The organism is Shewanella sp. SM32, from assembly GCF_025654235.1.
Lineage (GTDB): Bacteria > Pseudomonadota > Gammaproteobacteria > Enterobacterales > Shewanellaceae > Shewanella > Shewanella oncorhynchi.
On the sequence record NZ_JAKKRO010000074.1, the window covers coordinates 1 to 19,406 of the forward strand.

The 19,406-nt window shown below is 42.9% G+C and carries 12 protein-coding genes and 2 pseudogenes; 12 read left to right on the forward strand and 2 right to left on the reverse strand.

Features of this window, described 5'->3' with window-relative positions; all coding sequences use genetic code 11:
• Positions 1 to 241 (forward strand): integrase core domain-containing protein (locus L5M10_RS20805; RefSeq protein ID WP_263147013.1); only part of this gene is annotated, 241 nt, incomplete at its 5' end.
• 203 nt (positions 242 to 444) lie between these two features.
• On the opposite strand, the pseudogene L5M10_RS20810 reads toward L5M10_RS20805, so the two are convergent.
• Positions 445 to 645 (reverse strand): annotated as a pseudogene (locus L5M10_RS20810) (hypothetical protein); the annotation flags it as partial.
• A gap of 252 nt (positions 646 to 897) precedes the next feature.
• Here L5M10_RS20810 and L5M10_RS20815 point away from each other — a divergent pair.
• The 3 genes from L5M10_RS20815 to L5M10_RS20825 all read left to right on the forward strand — a co-directional run bounded on the left by L5M10_RS20815 (position 898) and on the right by L5M10_RS20825 (position 4,221).
• Complete coding sequence (locus L5M10_RS20815) at positions 898 to 3,111, forward strand: M3 family metallopeptidase (protein WP_263255819.1); 2,214 nt, start codon at positions 898 to 900, stop codon at positions 3,109 to 3,111.
• Between the two features lie 276 nt (positions 3,112 to 3,387).
• On the forward strand, positions 3,388 to 3,837 hold the full coding sequence (locus L5M10_RS20820; RefSeq protein ID WP_263255828.1) for an acetyltransferase: 450 nt from the start codon (positions 3,388 to 3,390) through the stop codon (positions 3,835 to 3,837).
• Complete coding sequence (locus L5M10_RS20825) at positions 3,838 to 4,221, forward strand: GCN5 family acetyltransferase (protein ID WP_263255820.1); 384 nt, start codon at positions 3,838 to 3,840, stop codon at positions 4,219 to 4,221.
• Positions 4,222 to 4,436: 215 nt separating this feature from the next.
• Here L5M10_RS20825 and L5M10_RS20830 read toward each other — a convergent pair whose 3' ends face one another.
• Positions 4,437 to 6,581 carry a M3 family metallopeptidase gene (locus L5M10_RS20830; protein ID WP_263255821.1) on the reverse strand — a complete coding sequence of 715 codons (2,145 nt, stop codon included), beginning with the start codon at positions 6,579 to 6,581 and terminating at the stop codon, positions 4,437 to 4,439.
• Between the two features lie 709 nt (positions 6,582 to 7,290).
• Between L5M10_RS20830 and L5M10_RS20835 the strand changes: the two genes are divergently transcribed.
• The 8 genes and pseudogenes from L5M10_RS20835 to L5M10_RS20870 all read left to right on the forward strand — a co-directional run.
• Positions 7,291 to 9,336: a bifunctional 2',3'-cyclic-nucleotide 2'-phosphodiesterase/3'-nucleotidase gene (locus L5M10_RS20835; protein WP_263255822.1), complete on the forward strand. Its 2,046-nt coding sequence runs from the start codon at positions 7,291 to 7,293 to the stop codon at positions 9,334 to 9,336.
• A 207-nt stretch (positions 9,337 to 9,543) separates the two neighbouring features.
• Positions 9,544 to 10,293 (forward strand): DUF2057 domain-containing protein, encoded by a 750-nt coding sequence (locus L5M10_RS20840; RefSeq protein WP_263255823.1) that lies wholly within the window; start codon positions 9,544 to 9,546, stop codon positions 10,291 to 10,293.
• Positions 10,294 to 11,067: 774 nt separating this feature from the next.
• Complete coding sequence (locus L5M10_RS20845; protein WP_147250506.1) at positions 11,068 to 11,259, forward strand: hypothetical protein; 192 nt, start codon at positions 11,068 to 11,070, stop codon at positions 11,257 to 11,259.
• A gap of 135 nt (positions 11,260 to 11,394) precedes the next feature.
• A complete protein-coding gene (locus L5M10_RS20850) occupies positions 11,395 to 12,639 on the forward strand; it encodes a lanthionine synthetase LanC family protein (RefSeq protein ID WP_263255824.1) in 1,245 nt (414 codons plus the stop codon).
• 39 nt (positions 12,640 to 12,678) lie between these two features.
• Positions 12,679 to 15,831, forward strand: a complete 3,153-nt coding sequence (locus tag L5M10_RS20855; RefSeq protein ID WP_263255825.1) for a lantibiotic dehydratase — start codon at positions 12,679 to 12,681, stop codon at positions 15,829 to 15,831.
• Positions 15,828 to 16,592 carry an HlyD family efflux transporter periplasmic adaptor subunit gene (locus L5M10_RS20860; RefSeq protein ID WP_263255826.1) on the forward strand — a complete coding sequence of 255 codons (765 nt, stop codon included), beginning with the start codon at positions 15,828 to 15,830 and terminating at the stop codon, positions 16,590 to 16,592. The genes L5M10_RS20855 and L5M10_RS20860 overlap by 4 nt, the downstream gene beginning before the upstream one ends.
• Complete coding sequence (locus tag L5M10_RS20865; RefSeq protein WP_263255827.1) at positions 16,592 to 18,709, forward strand: peptidase domain-containing ABC transporter; 2,118 nt, start codon at positions 16,592 to 16,594, stop codon at positions 18,707 to 18,709. Before L5M10_RS20860 ends, L5M10_RS20865 begins: the two co-directional genes overlap by 1 nt.
• Before the next feature lie 547 nt (positions 18,710 to 19,256).
• A pseudogene (locus tag L5M10_RS20870) lies at positions 19,257 to 19,406 on the forward strand (IS110 family transposase); the annotation flags it as partial.

Below are 19,406 nucleotides of genomic sequence, written 5' to 3' on the forward strand. Positions count from 1 at the left end.
GAGTCGCCGCGGGAATTGTTGGGATAACGCACCAATGGAGCGTTTCTTTAGAAGTTTGAAATCTGAGTGGATACCCGCTAGTGGTTATGGGAATTTTACAGAAGCAGATAAAGAGATCACAAATTACATCACTGGATACTACAGTGAGACCAGACCCCATCAATATAATGGTGGGTTAACGCCAAATGAGTCAGAACGTTTATATTGGAATGACTCTAAAACCGTGGCCAATTTTACTTGACCACTACAGGTGCAGGGACGCATCCTTCGGAAGCGATAGCAAATTTGGCAATGAGCACAAGGAGCTTTCAACTCCGTTGGGGACGTCATGGAGCATCCAAGGAGGATAGGACGAGCAGTCCTCCTTGGTCGGGTGTGGGGGGAAGCCCCACGACTTTGATTGTGATTAAAGAATTCAAACGAAGTTTGTAATGGTAGAGATCACTATTTCACCGCCGATAGCTCGATAAATGCTGCGGTGTACATTTTTAGGTTCAGCATAAATTGCTTATGGGTGATGAACTCTTTTTCGGTATGGCCTGTGTATTCCACGCCCAGCATCGCTTGGGCAAAACTTAAAGCAATGGGGAATAATTTACTGTTCGTTGAGCCGCCAACTTCAACGGATTTAGGACCAACTATGCCAAGAACGCACGCCCTAGAAACGATAATATCCTCGCCCAGTTTGCCATCATTTTTTGCTTAAAAGCCTGAAAAAAACATTTGTTACAAACTAAACACAAAATCGATGGAACCCCTAGTCCGATACATGTTAAACAGTCACATTAAGCTTAATTTAATGGTTTTAGCCGCACGTAGACTTCAATTTTTTCCTGAAATCCAAGGCCATCATCATGCAAACATCCATAACAATATCGACCTAACGGGGAACAAATAATGAAGGGACTAACCCTCAAACCGCAAGCCCTCACGCCACGCACTGCTAAGCTCACGCTAAGTGCCATCGCTTTCGCCTTAACATTGGGCGCCTGTAGCACACAACAACCCGATGCCAGTGTTCAAACAAGTGCGGCGCCAAATGCAGTGTCAGCGCAAATTATCAGCCAGAATGCGACTAATCCATTCTTTAAACCCTATGATACTTTTATGGAAATTCCGGCCTTCGATAAAATCAAGCCTGAGCATTTTCTCCCCGCATTTAAAGCGGGAATCGCCCAACAACACGAACAAATTCAAGCAATTGTTGATAATAAAGCCAAACCCACCTTCGCCAATACGATTGAAGCAATGGAGTTTTCTGGCGATCTAGTGACGCGCGTTTCTAACGTCTTCTTTAACCTGACGGGCGCGGATACGAATGAAGCATTGCAAGCCCTCTCCAAAGAAGTGTCGCCTATGTTATCGTCCGCCGAAGACGATATTTTGCTTAATGACAAACTGTTTCAAAAAGTTAAAGCCGTCCACGACGCAAAAGACAACCTAAAGCTCAGCACAGCCCAAGCCAAATTGCTGGAAGATACCTATAAATCTTTCACCCGTGGCGGCGCTAACTTAAGCGAGCCAGATAAAACCAAACTGCGCGCGCTGAACGAAGAGATCGGCAAACTCAATTTAACCTTCGGCGATAATCTATTAGCAGAAACCAATGCATTCGAATTAGTGGTTGATAGTAAAGCCGATCTCGCGGGTTTGCCCGCAGATGTGATTGCCACTGCCTTTGAAACCGCCAAAAAACGTGGCCATGAAGGCAAGTGGGTATTTACCACGTCTCGCCCTTCTATCACGCCTTTTTTAACCTATGCTGATAATCGCCAGTTACGTGAAAAACTCTACAAAGGCTATATCGAGCGCGGTAACAACAATAACGCCAACGATAACAAGATTATCCTCGCTAAGATTGCTGCCCTGCGTGCTGAACGTGCTCAACTGATGGGCTATAAAACCCATGCGGATTTCGTGTTAGAAGAACGCACAGCTAAAACACCAGAAAACGTCTACGGTTTACTCAATAAAGTATGGCCAGCGGCATTGGCCCAAGCCAAAACCGAAGTGGCTGATATGCAAGCCATGATTGACGCTCAAGGTGGCAATTTTAAGCTGCAAGCGTGGGACTGGGATTACTACGCCGACAAGATCCGTGTCGCTAAGTACAGCTTTAACGAGCAACAAACGCGCCCGTATTTCTCCCTCGACAGTACATTAAAAGGCGTGTTCTACACGGCTAACCGTTTGTACGGTTTAACATTTAAAGAACGCACCGACTTGCCCAAATACAATGCAGAAGTTCGTACTTGGGAAGTTTACGATAAAGACGGCAAACTGATGGCCATCTTTATGGGTGACTATTTCACCCGTGACAGCAAACGTGGCGGCGCTTGGATGAATTCCTTCCGCAAGCAATACAATATGAATGGCGTTGATTCTAAACCTATTATTGTCAACGTATTAAACTACCCTCGACCAGCGGGTAATGAGCCAGCGTTGCTGACTTTCGATGAAGCCAGCACACTATTCCACGAATTTGGCCACGCACTACACGGCATGTTATCGAACGTGGAATATCGCTCACAGGGCGGCACCGCCGTACCTCGCGATTACGTTGAGTTCCCATCGCAAGTGAATGAAAACTGGATGACTCAGCCAGAAGTGTTAGCCCAATTTGCCAAGCACTACAAAACCGGCAAAGTGATCCCGCAGGAGCTAGTGCAGAAAATCCAAGCGGCCAGCAAGTTCAACCAAGGTTTTTCTACCGTTGAATACATGGCGGCCACTAAACTCGATTTAGATTGGCACACACTAACCGATACAACGCCAAAGGATGCGGCCAAGTTTGAGGCGGACTCGTTAGCAGCAATGGGACTGATTGAAGAAATTAGCCCACGCTATCGCAGCACTTACTTCTCGCATATTTTCGCGGGCGGGTATTCCGCAGGTTATTACAGCTACCTGTGGTCGGATATTTTAGGCGCGGATGCTTTCGAAGCCTTTAAAGAAAACGGCATTTTCGACAAAGCCACTGCAGATTCCTTCCGTAATAATATCCTGTCGAAAGGCGGCAGTGATGATCCTATGCTGATGTATAAAAACTTCCGCGGTAAAGAAGCCGGTATAGAGCCGCTACTACGTAGCCGCGGATTACTGGCCGAGTAACATAACATCATCCCTCTAAATTGAAGTTTGAAATATCACCAACAGGGAGCTAACACTCCCTGTTTTTATTTTACTGATACTAAATAGGGAAATAGCGAGAAAGGTCAAGATGACAGAGTGCAGCTTGGCAGGTAACATCTTGGGGAAAAGATGTTCCGGAACTTACGCCTAAACTTCTTAAATGCGGATTAGTAACAGTGGTACGTTCCCGCTTCACATGTTAACCCACTATGATTCGCCACTTAGGCGGCATTAAATTTTCAATAGAGTTATATGATGAATATTGAGATGGTAGAAAAAGCAGATCATCTTAGTCTGCTCAATATTTGGGAAGCATCGGTGAGAGCAACCCATGACTTTTTAGCAGAAGAAGATCTACAGGAATTAAAGCCGTTGATCCTCGAACAATATTTTGACGCCGTTCACTTAAAGTGCGCTAAAAATGACAATGGAGAAATACTCGGATTCTGCGGGGTACATGATGGCAATATTGAAATGCTGTTCATCTCACCTGACGCGCGCGGAAAAGGTATTGGTTCCATGCTAGCGACACATGCCATTAATGAACTGGGAGCCACAAAGGTGGATGTTAATGAGCAGAATGAGCAAGCAATAGGTTTTTACCAGCATATTGGTTTTTCAGTAACGGGTCGCTCACACGTTGATGGACAGGGTAAACCTTATCCGCTGTTGCATATGGCGTTATATTCCATTGAGGGATTGTAGATGTATCCTGATTCAATTGATGAGAATAGGGTTGGAGAGTATCCGGCGGAAACAAAATCAGGCGGCGGTTATTTCTATGATCAAGTACTAGAATATCGTGTTTGGTGCCGCCCTTGGCAAGGCGCTCCAGATGAATTTGATGGTGAAATCTACTATTACGCATTTCATACTTATAATGAGGCTCTTGAATTTTCGAATGAAACTGACGGGTCTGAAGCGCCTTTAGTACTTGTTAAACAGCTTGAATGGATTGATGAACCAGAAGCAGGACAATTCATTCATAAAACAGGTGAACGCCTAACTGAATGGAGGGTTGAGTGGCTATTAGAGAGTCAACGTAAGGAGGACACTATTGCTAACTTTATAAGTGACAATCAAACATAACAGTTTAATCAATAAAAAATAGTTTAAGACTGTCTTTCGACAACATTCCAACAAACTATTTTGGAACTGTGATTAGGAGCGTTACCTGCAGATTTCCTTATCCTCTAAACTTCCTATCTTGAAACAAAAAATGGTAAATAAATCCGCCCTGACATCAGTAAAAAAAGGCTTGTTAGATTTCCCTAACAAGCCTTTAGCTTTTTACAATTAATCAATTAATCGACTAAACCGCGGCGCTTTAACAGTGCCTCTGTTGTCGGTTTTTTACCAGTAAAGTGGATATAATCTTGCATGAGATCTTCACTGTTACCTTTAGATAAGACTTCCTTACGGAATTTGTCACCATTATCGGCTTTTAAGCCACCTTGCTCACCCATATAGGCAAAGGCATCGGCGGCAAACACTTCGGTCCACAAATACGCGTAATAACCTGCGGAATAACCACCGGAGAAGGCATGGCTAAAGTAGCTCGACTTATAACGGGGTGGTATTGGCGCAAAATCAAGACCATGTTTAGCTAGCACTTGGTGCTCAAACTTCTCTACATCGCTAATTTGAGTATCGGCGCTAATAGAGTGCCATTCCATATCTAACAAGGCCGCAGACAGGTACTCAACGGTATCAAAACCTTGGCCAAACTTATTGGCCGCTAAGATTTTATCAAGCAGCGCCTTAGGAATTGGCTCACCCGTTTTGTAGTGTTTGGCATAGTTAGCAATCACAGCAGGGTCGATATTCCAATCTTCGTTAACCTGTGATGGGAACTCAACAAAGTCACGTGCGGTTGATGTGCCAGCCACGCTTGGGTATTTCACCTGCGAGAATAAACCGTGTATTGCATGGCCAAATTCATGGAACAGAGTGGTCACTTCATCGAAGGTCATTAGCGTTGGGCCATCGGCTGGCTTAGGAATATTAAGCGCGTTATAGACAACGGGCTTAGTGCCGTTCAGACCGCTTTGAGTGACGAACTCATCCATCCACGCGCCGCCGCCTTTGCCTTCACGGGCATACGGGTCTAGATAGAATAAGCCAATAGAACTGTTATCTTTATCAAAGACTTCAAAGGCTAAAACATCGGAATGCCACACAGGTAAATCAGTACGCGGTTTTAAGCTGATGCCATACAATTTATGCATAGCGAAAAACAACCCGTCTTTCAGTACAGTATTAAACTCGAAATAAGGCTTGATACTGCTTTCATCGAGGGAGTATTTCTCTTTACGCACTTTGTCGGCGTAGTAAGCCCAATCCCAAGGTTGCAGCTCAAAATTACCGCCCGCCTTTTTGATTTCAGCTTGAATATCAGCCGCTTCCACTTTGGCGCGAGCTAAAGCTTTTGGCGCTAAATCATCGAGGATTTCATACACAGCGGCTGGTGTTTTCGCCATTTGATCGGCAACCGCATAGGATGCCCAAGTATCGAACCCCAGTAAATTGGCTTTTTTAGCCCGTATTTGCGCCATTTTGACAATCAATGGACCATTGATTGCGACGGCTCTGTGCGCCGAGGTTTCCCATACTTTTTGGCGCAGTTCACGGTTGCTCAGGCTAGAAAGCACAGGTTGACGTGTCGTGTTGACTAAAGTAATCAAATAGCCTTCTTTTCCAGCAGCTTTGGCCGCTGCTGCTAAAGTAGCAATTTCGCTGTCGGATAAACCGGCTAACTGGGCTTTATCAGTCACAACAACCACATCATCTTTAAATGATTTTAAGCTGTTTTGTGAAAAGTCCGTCGCTAAAGTTGCAAGCTCGGCGTTAAAGTCGCGCATCTTAGCTTTATCTTCGGCCGACAATTTCGCGCCAGCGCGAACAAACTGCTCATAGTAGTATTCAACTAAACGCTGATCTTCCGCATTTAGGCTGCTCTTTTGCTGGTATACGGCTTCAACGCGGGCAAATAAAGTCGGATCGAGATAAATATTATCTCGGTGGGCAGATAGCTTAGGTGCAAGATCCGCTTCGGTTTTCTGGAAATCATCATCAGAAATCAGACCTGCGAGATTAAAGAAGGTACGCGATACGCGCGTTAACAATTCACCCGAGGTTTCCATGGCGAGAATGGTATTGTCAAAACTAGCCGCCTGTTTGTTATTCACAATCGCAGCGATTTCTGCATCGTGAGCTTTAATGCCCTGCTCGAAGGCGGGAGCATAATCTGCGGACTGAATAAGATTAAATTGCGGCGCTTGATCTTGCAGTGGACTCTTGCTCAGCAGCACATTAGTTGTTTCGGCTTTGACGGCGGATTGAGTCGCAACGGCATTTTTGGCTTCATTGGTGCTTACATCAGGCTTGTCTGAACAAGCGCCAAGTAACAATGCCGCAGCTACGGCTGTGGTAATAACGGACTTACGCATATTAACTCCCTTGGATGTTGCTGCCCTTTCGATTGTATTTTTAAGGTGAAAGGTGCGCGCAAACGGATTTTGGCTTTCGGTTTACAACAGTCTGTTTTAACGAACTTGTGTAGCTTCGTACGTCAATTTCGATGAACTCTACCTTAACAAGTTACGCGCATTTCAGCCAAGTTTTACCCGCCCAGAGCACAGCTAATTTGTATCACTTTATGTGTATTACTCGTCTAAATAAGCCTATGCCAACGCTACGCTAAACCTAACTCACCTCAATCAAGCCAAGAGACATGTGAGCATAGGTGATCAACATTGGCTAAAATTTGATGTAAAAGAATTATTTAAAAAAATTCTACTGAAGTTTTAAGTCAAATATCCCCGACATAGACAAGGGGCTGAGCAAATAAAATGCCATTCCAATAACAAATATTAATTCTTCTTAATAAACCGTTTACTGTAATTATTTAAACATAGGCGTAACAAATAAACAGGCTAAACGGCTCACTATTTAGGCAAGCAAACCTTGAGTCACAATTTGAAACAGCTTTTATCCGATTAATGTCACATTCAGATCATCAAATGTCTTTATAATTCCCGCTCGTTAACTTAGCGGCAAATTAACCTAACAGTTAAATTACGCTGAATTAACGGGATGATGGGCATGTTCTTTTACGGAACATGCATTGGGGTCAAATAAATATAAATAGAGATAACTATGTTAAATAAGAAAATACTCGCAGTGATGATCACTGCCGCCCTTGGTGTAAGCGCCTGTAATTCTGATGACGACAAAGTCGTTCAAGCCGATTTACGGGTACTCGAAACCACGGATCTGCACACAAATATTATGGATTTCAACTACTACAGTGGCAAAAATGACCCAACTATCGGTCTAGCCCGAACTGCAAGCTTAATCCACGCTGCACGCAACGAAGCCAAAAACAGCGTACTCGTCGACAACGGCGATCTACTGCAAGGCAGCCCAATGGGCGATTACATGGCTAAAGTTGGCCTGCAAATGGGTGATATTCATCCAGCCTATAAAGCCATGAACCTATTAGATTATGAAGTCGGTAATATCGGTAACCATGAATTTAACTATGGTTTAGATTTCTTAAATAAATCCATTAGTGGCGCAGATTTCCCTTATATCAACTCAAACGTTTATTGCGCCGACGATAATGGTTGCTGGAATGAGGTTAAAAAAGGTGAGCATTTATTCACCCCTTATATCATCAAACAAAAAAACATCATCGACAGTGAAGGTAATAATCAAACCATTAACATTGGTTATATTGGTTTTGTGCCACCGCAAATTCTATTGTGGGATAAACAAAATCTGACGGGTAAAGTGACGGTCGAAGATATTATTGAAACCGCAAAAAAATATGTCCCCGAAATGAAAGCCAAAGGGGCCGATATCATTATCGCCATTCCTCACTCTGGCATTGGTTCAACGGAAAATCCTGGCGATCCTATGGCTGAAAATGCCACTTACGCTTTGACTTATGTTGATGGTATCAATGCGATTCTATTCGGCCACAGCCACTCTATCTTCCCAGATGCTAAGTATGCCGACTTACCCAATACCGATGTCACTAAGGGCCTACTGAACGGCGTCCCAGCAGTGATGCCAGGTCGTTGGGGTGATAACTTAGGGGTTGTTGACTTTAAACTTGAACGTAGAGATGGCAAATGGCATGTCCTTAGTGCGAAAACGCAAGCTCGCCCCATATATAATGGTGCAACTAAGGAAGAGTTAGTTAGCCAAGATCCCGCAATTAAAGATGCCGTCGCAGCCGAGCACCAAGGCACACTCGCCTTTGTGGATGAACCTATCGGCGTTGCCGCAGCCGACATGTACAGCTTCCTTACCTTAGTGCAGGACGACCCTACGGTACAAATCGTTTCCGATGCGCAAATCGCTAACGTGAAAGCGAAATTACCTGCAGCATTAAAAGGTCTGCCAGTGCTATCAGCCTCCGCACCCTTTAAAGCGGGCGGTCGCCACGGTACAACCAGTGATGCCGATCAATTTGTGCAAGTTGATAAAGGCCCACTGACCTTTAAAAACGCCGCCGATCTGTACCTGTATCCCAATACTATGGTGGCAGTCAAAGCGACGGGCGCCGAATTGAAAGATTGGCTCGAGTGCTCAGCAAACCAGTTCAATCAAATCGACCCAGCAAAAACTACCCCACAAGGTTTAATCAACTGGGATGGTCATCCAACCTATAACTTCGACGTACTCGATGGGTTAACCTATAAAATTGATGTGACTCAACCAAGCAAGTTTGACCGCGATTGCGCCGTCGTTAATGCCAACGCAAACCGTATCGTTGATTTAAGCTATAAAGACGAAAATGGCAAAGTCATTACAGGTGAAGAATTTGCCGCGAAAGAATTTATCGTCACCTCAAATAACTACCGCGCCTTTGGGGGTAAGTTTGCTGGTACGGGTAGCGACCATGTGGTGCTTGAACTGCCCGATACTAACCGTGAAGCACTAGCGGCTTATATCACAGCGCAATCTCAGTACAACGAAACCACAGGTAAGTACGAAGCTATGGTCAATCCAAGTGCCGATTACAACTGGGATTTCAAAACCATCACTACCAACGTCACATTAGACATTCGCTTCGAAACCCAAGACAGTGACAAAGCCGCTGCCTTTATCGAAGGCAATAAACAACGTGAAATGAAGAAGATCGGTAAGGATGAACTGGGTTTCGCCGTTTATAGCATCAACCTAACCAAATAAGCGTTCAATCCCGAAATATCATGCTCAAAAAGGCTCCTCGTGAGCCTTTTTTATTCCCTACCGATTAAATTAACGCTAATCTGCGCGCTATAAACAGTGTGTCGCCATTTAGTTCATCATGCTCCACACTAAAGGTTAAACCTGCTTTGTGTCGCCAAATATCTGCCTTATTATTTAGCGGCGTCCTCGCAACAACAGAGAAAGCTTATGAAATATCAATCAATCTTATGTGCCACGGCATTAGTGCTGGGGACTGTGCAGCCAGCAACGGCCGATGTTCATCTAAACCTACCTAAAAATGCTGAAGTGCTAACGGTCAATGGCAAGCCAGCAGTAAAGAGTGGCGATCTCGTTTTAGCTGATGGGACCAATCAGATTGCCTTCCGTTATGCCGCGCAATATCGACAACAAGCTGACTCAGCACATTATCTCTCCGACGTGCTCATCGTCCGTTTTGATGCATCAGCACAAACACTCACGCTGACACTTCCCGCTATCAACTCAGCCAGAGATGCAAAGAAATTTGATGAGTCACCTAAGCTGACACTATTAAATGCTCAAGATGAAGCAGTGGGTTTTACCAGCGATAAATTGATTAAGAATGGCATTCAACTGGGACGGGATTTCGAACACGAGATACTGCAGTACAACCTTAGCAATCATCCGGCTTCATTAAATCTCACTATGAATACCGCAACAACGCAAGCAAGCGACGCCATTGCACCAGTATTGGCAAGCCTGCCGCAAATACACCAAACATCAGCAGCGACATCCACGAGCTTGATCGCGCCAGCAGTTATGTCGTCAGCAGTCGCAGCGAACAATGATAAGGCTCAGCAAATCACTCCAGCGACGACACCTAGCCAAGCTGAAATCAGTCAAATGCTGGATTACTGGTACAAACAAGCTAACGACAATACCAAAGCCAGCTTCAAAGCTAAAATAAACAAAGAGTGACCCATACCGCTTCAGTTTATCTATTTAAAACCGCCAGCTTAGTGTCACATATGAACTGGCGGCTCTATTAAAGCTTAGTAAAACTAATATTTCAGAAATATTAAAACTCAGTAAGTCCATTTTCACTTCACAGCTTAATGTCATTTAACACAGCAAAGCTGCTAAGCAACAAATGGTGCGAGTGCCTGTAAAGGTGTTATTTATATATTTGGTAGAACAAATTATAAATATAAAAGACATATCATTTTACAGTCTTCGTAGACTATTATTTATCAACTCGCTTTATAAAATACAGTTAAGCATTTGTAGATAAAAGACTTATCACTTAATTAACTACAAAGAATTCGAACTGAGTAAAATCGAATAGTCTCAGTTCCTCCAGCCAACATAATTAACTATCCGCAAAGCGTTATTTCATAATTAAATATTTTTAAAAATCAAAACCTTGAGCAAGGATAAATACTATTTAGCCTACACATTTAACCGTATGCATTATGATTTACGCTATATATTTTGGCTAGATCCAGAAACAAATGTAACAAAAAATGTCATAAAGGCATTATTTAGCAAGAGTCATTATCAGCTTCAAAGCCTCACTAAGCATGAAAAGATCAATGCTCTAATCCTATTCCATAAAAAACATTCAACCTTTAGACTTATTCAACCTTCAACCTGCTCATTCTTTATACTGATTTAAACTCTCCCCATCAAATGTTAGAAATAAGTTGCCTAAATGATAGGGCGAAAAATTACTAATCAAGTAAAAGGAATAACATGATGGAACTTAAATTAAAAAAAGCTGAGTTAGTGAATCTGTCCCATGATAAAAAAGTCTTACCTAGCGAATTAACACCACAAGTTGCTGGTGGTGTGATAACTCGTGCTTGCGGAGAGTTGACTGCCAATGCATACACCTGCCCTTCTGATCGTACAGGTAGCACTCATCGCTGCTGTCAAATCCCTTAATACGGGGTTCAAGTAACCAAATAGGTTGTGACGTCACAATATAACACAGCATATTTTATCAGTAGATGTGTAAAGGGCATATCCACTATGCCCTTTTGACTTTCTAAATGAGCCAATATGTAGAAGCTGTACTTCATGGAAATAAAGGAAGGTGGTTCAGTGCAATTTAATCAACCCCATCAGTCTAGCCTTGCTAGACAGGCATTGAACGACATAGCTGTGCTATTAGTGAAAGATGCCAAACAATCATTAGAGCAGCAAGGGGTTGGTTTGTTAACTGGCTTAGCTGGGCAACAATTATTTTTCTGGCAATTACATAAACAGTTTCCAGAACTAGTATGCCAACATGAATTTTCAGCACGAATGACATTAATAGAAGAGCAAATACCATTCCTACATTCACAGTTCGCGTTTGGCTATGGACTGACTGGTGTCGCTTGGCTATATGAATTTTTTTTGCATGAAGGGAATTACCAAGCGGAGTTTAATCACAATACTGATGTGCTCTTACTACAACATTTACAACAGAACGACTGGACTGGAGAATTGGAGTTTATTCGCGGACTAAGTGGTTTTGCAGTCTATATAGCGCGGCGTCAAACCGCGGAATTAGGCTTACCTTTGGCCCAAGCGTTATTGACACTACTGGAACAGCAATGGCATCAATTTGCCGATGGTACTGGTGCTTGGGAAATGGCAACAAACTCTTTCTTTAGATTTAATCAGGCAACAGATAACCCTGAATATAATTTAGGATTAGCTCACGGAGTCCCTTCAATCATTGCCTCTCTATTACCATTATTAGCGCATCAGCAACTACACAGCCAAATTCAGACGTTGTTGCAAGCCAGTTGTCAGTGGTTAATTCAGCAGCAACAAACATCAGAGAAATTTGGTAGTTGCTTTGCGTACATCACGGAACAACCGTGCCAGTCACGACTCGGTTGGTGTTATGGCGATGCCACCATCGCCTTAACATTGCTGCGAGTGGGCAATGCAATAAACCGTGATGACTTTACCGCCGCTGGTAAGAACATTGCCTTAAAAGCCGCTCAGCGTAGACTAAAAAGCAGCCAAGTACAGGATGCAGGTATCTGTCATGGTAGTGCAGGTTTGGCTTTAATCTTTCAAGTCATAACACGCTATTACACCGAATCCACTCTTTCACAGGCTGCACAATATTGGTTTGAACATACATTAGCACTATATCAAACATCAGGACTCGACGGTTTTAATGCCGAGCGCGAACAAGATAATTCAAACTGCCGCCTACCAGACCATGGCTTACTTGGAGGCTATGCCGGTATAGGTTTAGTGCTATTGATGGCCTTCAACGTAGAAACTAATTGGCTAGATGCGCTTTTATTAACCAATAATTGATTTCGATGTATTGGCTATTTTTATAACAAGGAATTGTTTATGAGTGTAGAGGTTTTGCAAGCCGCGGATTTTTTTGTTATCCGGGCACCTAGATCAAGTTTGTCTCAACTACGAAAAATACCAACAGAGCCTACGGCCTTAGTCGATTTTCTCGCCAGTTGGTTAGCAAACCCAGCAGTACAAGAAGCCTTATATCTTGCAAGTCCTTCATTGATGGAACGATTGCCTAATTGGCAACTGCAACCACACAGTAAAGCGGCAATTAAAATAACTAACTCCTTATTGAAATATTTTATTCGGTTTAGCTCTAGAGCGACGCCATTTGGGTTATTTGCAGGCGTAGCCTTGGGGCAAGTAGCAAATGAAACGCGCTTACAGTGTGATAGCATGCTGCGAGATAAGCGCCATACCCGCTTTGACATAGCCTATTTAACTGCAATTCGAGCCCAGTTAAGTGAACCAAATGAGGCCGAGAAGTGGCCGTTATTGTGCTATCAAGCAAATCCGACGTTGCAACAACAGAGCGATGGTCTGCATTATATTGAACCGTATTTTTCAGATACTGAGCAAAAATATCGTTTAAGTACCTTGGTATCAGATGAATATTTGCTTGCTATGCTGCAACTGGCGAAGAAGGAAGGGAGCTTTGCTTCGTTACAAGATGGATTTCAACAACTCTATCCTACGGCGAATACTGCAAGCATACAGGATTATATTAAGCAGTTACTTACTGCCGGTGTGCTGCAAGTCAAATTACCACTAACATTAACTTCTGGCTCCCCAGATCAAACTTTTATTACGGCGTTACAAAGTATGGGCGCTACAGACAGTGCTGATATATTGCAACGAGCTCTCACTCAGTTAAACAGCATGGATAAACAACCTGTTAACCCGATTAAGCAATATCAAGAAATTTATCATAGCTTGCAAACACTGCCGTATCCTGTAAGCGAGAATCGCCTATTACAGACTGATATTTTGCGCTCATTTTCACAGTGCCAATTAGCACAAGCAGAAGTATCTGCCCTGATGCCTGCATTATTGGCATTATTAGCGATACGAAAACCTTATAAAACACCACTTAATGACTTTAGCCAAAAATTTGAAACAAGATTTGGTAGCCAGTATGTGCCACTGTTGACCTTATTAGATGACGAAGTTGGTATTTCATTCTCCAGCGATATTGGCTACCACACTTCCTTGTTAGCGGGGTTAAATATCACCAATCGTCACCCCCCCACACAAGATGTTATCGAACCATTGCAACAGACGATTATCGCTGCTCTAAGTGATGTATCCCCAAGCGAAACTGTACTGAAATTAACAAGTGATTCGTTATTGTCTAAACATGAAAGTGCGACATTAATGGCTAAGTTACCCGCTTCCTTCGCGATTAATTTGTCAGCGTATCAACAAGAGGATGGCCGAGTTATTTACTATTATCATGGTTGCTATGGTCCTTCTGCAGCGAATTTACTCGGACGTTTCTGTCATTTATCAACAGATATGCTGCAACAGGTCAAACAACATTTATCTCAAGAAGAAGCGCATTCTCCAGAAGTCCTTTTTGCAGAAGTACTACATATGCCCGAGGGGCGTCCAGGCAATGTCATCGCTAGACCGACATTAAGAGCCTATGAGATTGTTTTTCTTGCTGACAGTCACTTAGCAAATGAGTGGCAAATCCCAATCAGCGATCTATTGGTCTATCAAGAAAATAACGTGTTATGTTTATGGTCACAGCGACTACAAAAAAGAATAATTCCCCGTTTATCCTCTGCCCATAATTTCAGTGATCGTAGTTTAGGGATTTATCGGTTTTTATGCTCACTTCAACATCAAAACTTACAAATGCCTCACTTCTCCTTACCTGATAGCCTGCATAAAGCAAAACGAGTTCCAAGGATCATGTTAGATAATCTGGTCCTGCAAGAGGCCCACAGCAATATTCCAGTAGCACTATTGAAACGCTTGTGGCAAGAAGGCCAGTTTGTTGAATCCGATTGGCAACAACTGCAGAAAGAATATGGTTTAGAGCGTTATATGAGCTATGCCATAGCCGACCATGTGTTACTGATCGATCTGCAAAATAATATGATGTTCCAAATGTTGTTGGCAGAGGTAAATCATAAAAGCCACATTAGGTTGAATGAAGTGCTCGCGATGAAATACCAACCTTTGCTGCAAGGGCCAGATGGCCCTTATCAACATGAAATAATTGTACCGCTGTCAAATAGTGCAGCAATCCCATACTTAGCACCACTCATAGCGCCATTGACGAGCTCAACCAATGACAAGTGTAGGCAGTTCGCGCCTGGCTCAGAATGGCTCAGTGTCAAATTGTATGCAGGGCAAAGTAGTGTGGAGCAACTGTTACTAAAGCAATTGGCACCATGGCTAACGCAGATGCAGCAAGATGGTGTGCTCAAGCATTGGTTCTTTATACGCTATGGCGATCCTGATTGGCATCTACGGCTACGATGTTTTGGCGAGCCGGAACGATTATATGGGGAGTTACTACCCGCACTAAATCGCTTATTAGCGCCATCTCTAGCCAGTGCAGGCTTACATCGAATTGAGTTGTTCACTTACAGGCAGGAGACAGAACGTTACGGGGGTGAGCATATGATGCCTTTGGCTGAGCACTTTTTCTGTTTGGACAGCCAGTTTGTGTTGCAGGCAATATTATTCAGTCAACAAGATGACAGCTTGAGGTGGCGCTTAGCCATTTTAGCGATAGATTTAATTTTAACTCAATTCGATTATTTACCCGCCGAGAAATTTACACTGTTCGATAATTTGCGGGCAGGTTTTGCACAAGAATTTAAAGAAGACTTAGAGTTACGCCAGCAGATGGGCGATAAATATCGACACTATCAATCACAATTACAACAAGATAGCCAATTATTGGATTGGCAGAACCAAACTATTGAGCCATTTAAACAACAAATTCAGCAGAGTTTACAGCAGTTTTCATCTTCGATTACACCATGTTGTCAGGCAATGTTGGCGTTATTTGAGTCCCAACAGGCACAAGGCAGTCGCGATAATTTATTAGGCTCGTTATTACATATGTTTACTAACCGTTTATTCAAGGCTTATGGTCGAGAGCAAGAGTTTGTCGTTTATGACATGTTACGCCGTATCTATCTAAGCAAACGCGCACAACCAGTACGAGGTTTATCGCAATGAGCGATTTATTTCGAAAAGAAGTTGTTGTACAGCAACAGCAAAGATTACAAGGGGAAGTAAGTTTAACCCAGCCAGTTAGTTTTATTGGTTTCACAGTATTGATTAGCACGCTTTTTTTATGTGCATTACTATTTTTGTATTTTAGCGAGTATCAACGCAAAGAACATGTGCAAGGTTCTATCGAACCAGCCATGATGGCGATTCGTTTGCCCACACCTAAATCAGTCAACGCAGGGCATCTTTTAGTACAAGTTGGCGAGCAAGTGCAGCAGAATCAACCTTTAGTACAACCGCTGAACCTCCCAAATACGATGGGAAAATCATTTTTACTAAAAGCTCCTTTTACAGGAACGGTTACCGAAGTTTTATTGCCGTCTGGAGAGGATATCGGCCCATCAAAACCCTCAATATCGTTATTACCGCAACCAGAAACCTTGTTCGCAATTGTATATATACCCTCAAGAGTTATAGGACAACTCACATTGGGGCAGGAGCTACAAATGCGCATAGAGGCACTTCCCTATCAACATTTTGGTGTGCAAACAGCCACTCTAGTTGAGATAGGAAGTCAGCCTATAACCATAAATGAATCGCAACCCTTATCGGAGCCGAGTTATAGAGCCGTTTTAGCATTGACGGAAGACGCAAAAAAATTGCCACTGAGAGCAGGTATGGGATTAGAGGTTGATATTAGCTTCGCGCCACGCAGACTATTGGAGTGGTTGTTTACACCAAATGTTGATGATAAGGGTCAAAACTAATGGCAACACTGCAAGAGAAGCTTAGAACTTGGTCTGGCCGCCGCTTACCCATGATCGTTCAAACTGAGGCCGCAGAATGCGGCTTAGCCTGTATAGCTATGGTGGCCAGCATGCATGGCTATCAAACTGATTTAAATAGCTTAAGACAACGTTTTTCGCTATCGCTAGAAGGCTGTACCTTACTGGATCTGATGCATATTGCAGAGCAGTTGCAACTCAGTAGCCGCCCACTGAAAATTGAATTAGAAGAATTATCCGACTTAGCTACGCCATGTATCTTGCACTGGGATCTCAATCACTTTGTGGTACTAAAGTCAGTGAACACTCAACACTGTATTATTCATGACCCAGCTTTAGGAGTGCGGCGAATATCCCTAACAGAAGTGTCAAAATCATTTACTGGTATCGCTTTAGAATTGACACCGACAGCTACATTTACTGCAGAACAAGCTAAACAATCACTAACATTCTCATCCTTTTTTTCTAAGATCACTGGTTTAAAGCAATCGTTAGGGTTGTTACTCAGTTTGTCCGTTTTTTTACAGCTGTTTATTTTAGCCTCACCTTATTACATTCAACTCGTGGTAGACGCCGTTATTATCAATAATGATGGTCAGTTGCTATTAGTGTTGGCATTAGGCTTTGCCTTGTTACTATTATTTGATGTTGCCACCAATGCTTTACGCAGCTTAGTGCTACTGAATTTCAGCAGCCAACTTAGTGTGCAGCTAGCCAGTAACCTCTTCCATCACTTAGTGCGGCTACCATTGGCCTATTTTGAAAAACGTCATATGGGGGATCTGGTATCACGATTTGGTTCTTTAAGGCAATTACGGGAACTGCTGACTACCGGCATTATTGAAGCCATCATTGATGGTTTTATGGCGCTAGGAGTTCTATGCATGATCTTCTTTTACAGCCCGTTATTGTCTCTCGTCGTGCTAGTGGCAGTGCTAGCATATTGCGCCTTGAGATTAGCGTTATATCGGTCCTTACGCTTAGCCTCAGAGCAGCAAATTCTAGCTTTAGCAGGTGAACAATCTAACTTTATGGAAACGATCCGAGCAATTCAAACGGTTAAGCTATTTGGTTTTGAAAGTCAGCGAGAAGCGATTTGGCAAAATCACTATGTTAAAGCAACGAACAGGACCATTACACTCGGGAAATATGAAATTTCGTATCAAATAATGAACAAATTGCTATTTGGTACAGAAAATATTGTAGTGATCTATCTTGCTGCAGAATTAGTAATGGCGGGCAGTTTTACCACAGGAATGTTATTTGCGTTTATTGCCTATAAAGCCCAATTTATGGAGCGTATGAGCAAGTTGATCGAAAAGTTAATTGAATATCGCATGCTAAGTTTACATTTTGAACGGATTGCAGATATTGCCCTAACAGCCAAAGAGCAAACTTATCCACCACAACCAATGCTGCATAAAGTGGCCGGAAATATCTGTCTACAACAGGTTAGTTTTAGTTATAGCTCCGTCGCTGAGCCAGTGTTATACAATCTAGCATTACAAATAAACGCCGGTGAGTCGGTTGCAATTATAGGTCCATCCGGTTGTGGTAAGAGTACCTTAATGAAACTGTTATTAGGGCTATTAACACCAACCGAAGGTGAGATTTTAATCGATGACATACCGTTGGTGAAATTAGGATTAGCTCAATATCGCAAGCAAGTCGCAGCTGTAATGCAAGAAGACCGATTACTTGGTGGGACAATAGAAGATAATATTACTTTTTTTTCGGAAAAAATTGACGTCGAAAAGCTCACTCGTTGTGCACAAATGGCAGCAATACACCAAGATATTTGTCAGATGCCAATGGGCTATAAAAGTTTAATAGGCGATATGGGCTCAGCACTATCCAGTGGGCAAAAACAACGGTTAATTTTGGCGAGAGCGCTGTATCGGGAACCGAAGATTTTATTTATGGATGAAGCAACAAGTCACTTAGACATTGTCACTGAGTCTGTTGTTAATCAAGCGATGAAAAATTTGAATATCACCCGAGTGGTAATCGCCCATCGGCCCGAAACCATTAAAGCTGCAGATAGAGTCATCGATTTAACACAAATTCTACAGCGACCAGCAATTAACAAAGTAAGTTAAATAAAATCAAAATATTGCACCGATGAAATAAATTGTTTATGCCCTCTATCGACTTAAGCGTGTCAGAAGGCTACTTTTATAATAACACCCGTGATTCAGAAAATAACTTGGTCAATTCGATAGTTGAGTTACTTGTCACAAAAATAGACCAAACCCAAGATAAGCAAGCACCTAAAAGCTTGTTATTGTCAGATAGAGATTCACTCTTCTACGTTAATCACATGAATGAGAGCAATGTATAGATGGGATTAAGACAAATTGCAGATGCAAAAAAGCCAGCTTATTCAGCTGGCTTGGTTACATCTCAATGAGATCATTAGGCGCTTGGCGATGACCTACTCTCACATGGGGGTGAAATCATAGCGCTATAAATACTTAGTATTTAGCCATGATTGAACGCGAAGAAGCTTGTCTTCGTAGCCGGGGAGTCCGCTTAGCGGCGGGCGACCGCCATGGATAATGGAATGGACCCATCCACTTTTAATCGGCCTCGCAATGGGCCACGATGTAGTCGCTAAAACTCATCAGAAAGAGGACGGGTCCACCTATGAAGATTACTACAATCGGTTTAGATATCGCAAAGTCTGTTTTTCATGCTGTTGGCGTCGATAAAGCGGGTAAGTTAATCAAAAAGAAAATGCTTAGACGCAAGGACTTACTTCCCTTTCTTGCTCAAATTGAGCCGTGTCTGATTGTG